The organism is Succinivibrio dextrinosolvens DSM 3072 (genome assembly GCF_900167015.1).
In the GTDB taxonomy this organism is placed as follows: domain Bacteria; phylum Pseudomonadota; class Gammaproteobacteria; order Enterobacterales; family Succinivibrionaceae; genus Succinivibrio; species Succinivibrio dextrinosolvens.
Genome location: NZ_FUXX01000086.1, coordinates 1 through 2058 on the forward strand (window position 1 = coordinate 1; position 2058 = coordinate 2058).

Annotated in this window: 1 protein-coding gene; it reads left to right on the plus strand. The window is 38.9% G+C overall.

Going from position 1 to position 2058, the window contains the following annotated elements:
* Nucleotides 1–128 precede the first annotated feature (128 nt).
* The gene (locus tag B5D46_RS11880; protein WP_078929635.1) at nucleotides 129–1994 is read left to right on the plus strand and encodes an IS1634 family transposase; all 1866 of its coding nucleotides are present in this window, start codon (nucleotides 129–131) and stop codon (nucleotides 1992–1994) included.
* The last annotated feature ends 64 nt before the right edge of the window (nucleotides 1995–2058 follow it).

The window sequence follows — 2058 nt, forward strand, 5'->3', positions numbered from 1 at the left end:
CCGTAACTTTGTTAATTTAAACACATAACGGAATTAAATTTTAAGGAAAAGTGCAGAAACATAAGCTTTTCCTTTATTTTTGTATTATAATATAAACATATAATATATGTGTTTATATAGGTGACATTATGGCTGTTGTTGAAATTCCTAAGCTTCCTCCTTTAATGGTTGTTGGTCAGGGCAAGTACAAGTATGTATCCACGTATAAGATTGCCTGGGATAAGGAGCTTAAACAGCCAAGACGTATTGCCGGTCAGAATAAGACCGTAGGTAAGATTATTGGTGGTGGAGTTGAAGGCGTTATTGAATGGACAGATGCCTTTATGGAAGAGCATCCTGAACTTAAATCCTTTACTGTAAAAAGAGTATTTAAGAGAATGCAGGGAGCAAAAAAGGTATTTGAATTTGTCTTTGAGCCTGCTGATGAAATGATTTCTCTAACAGCTGCTTTTAATCTTTTAAGACTTAATGCCGGTGCTACATGGGCCTTAGACAATGTTATTGCCAATTCTCCTCTGACAATCGCTCTTGAAAGAGTCTTTGAAAAATATGGTCGTCATAAGAAGCTCCTGTCTGTTGCCTATTACATGTATCTGACATCTAATTCTGCCACTCATCTGTATGAGGATTTTGCCAGAAAACACCGACTTCCATTTCAAAAGCCACTGGATGCAGCTCAGATTTCCCGTTTATTCTCCAGAATAACACCTGATGAAATTGACAGATTCCTGGTCAAGTTAAATGAGCTTGTAACTGAAAAGGAAAAGACTCAGGCCGGTAGAGTAAACACCTACTACGCACTGGATTCAACCTCCATATCCACCTACAGTGAGGGTATTACCAAAGCAAAATGGGGGCATAACAAGGATGGAGACAGTCTAAAGCAGATTAACCTTTTAATGCTGGTTAATCAGGAAACATCTCTACCTCTGTACTACAGATGTTATACCGGCAATACCCCTGATGTTTCTACAGTAAGAAATCTGATTTCTGAGATTATCCGTACCGGCATTAACCGCAGAGCTATACTTGTCGCAGATAAAGGCTACTGCAGTATTCGTAACATTAACGAGCTTATCCTAAGTGAACTTGGATTTGTAATTAACTGCAGAAACTCCTTTACCTTTGCAAAGCAAATCATTGCTGAAAACTATTCTGCTCTTGAGGATTTCTGTTCCTACAATTCAAAGATTCAGTGCTACTGCCTTACCACCAGATGTGAATGGTCTTATCCTACATACGACAAAACTCCTACAGGCAGAGCCGTTAAGGCCAGAACCTCTCTTTATCTGCATCTTTATCTGGATAAGAACATTAGAGCTGAATGTGAAAGTTCACTCTTGAAACGTACCATCATGCCTGTTTTAGAAAAGCTTAGAGCTAATATTCCTCTCAATCAGGAGGAAAACTCTATCAGAGAGAATTTCCTTAAAGATATCGGTAATGGTGCCTATTCCACCAATCATATTAAGAAAGCGGAATTCCTTTTAACCAAGGGAATTAGAATCCTAATCTCCAATGATGTAGATGATGCTGTGGAAGCATGGAGAGCTTACTATGAGAGAGAAAGAGTCGAAGATGTCTTTAAGGTTATTAAACAGACTGTAGGTGGCAGCAGATTCAGAACTGCAAAAAACGAATCCACTGAAGGAAAGGCTTTTGTTATGTTCCTGGCCTGTGCTGTTGGTATGATGTTCCGTCAGAGAGTTAATCTGGCCAGCAAAAAAGGAATGCAGCTTCCTTATGATTCTGACAACAAACTTCTGGCTATGCTTGATTCGATTGAACAGACTGTATTCAGAAATGGTGCTTATTATTCAGAAGTTACCGGTGTTCAGAAAGAGCTTTTGAATGCTTTAGATATTCCTCTGCCAACACCTGAACCATATGGAAAAGTCGGTAAAGAGGAAGAAGACGTAGATGAGGATGATGACATCAGATCTCTTGATGAACTGGAGATCGTTTTAAACAAGCTCGAGGCTCAGGCAAAATAAAGGCAGGAGTTTTAGTCCTGCCTCTACTAGAAACCTAAACATATAAAAATTAACAAAGTTTAGG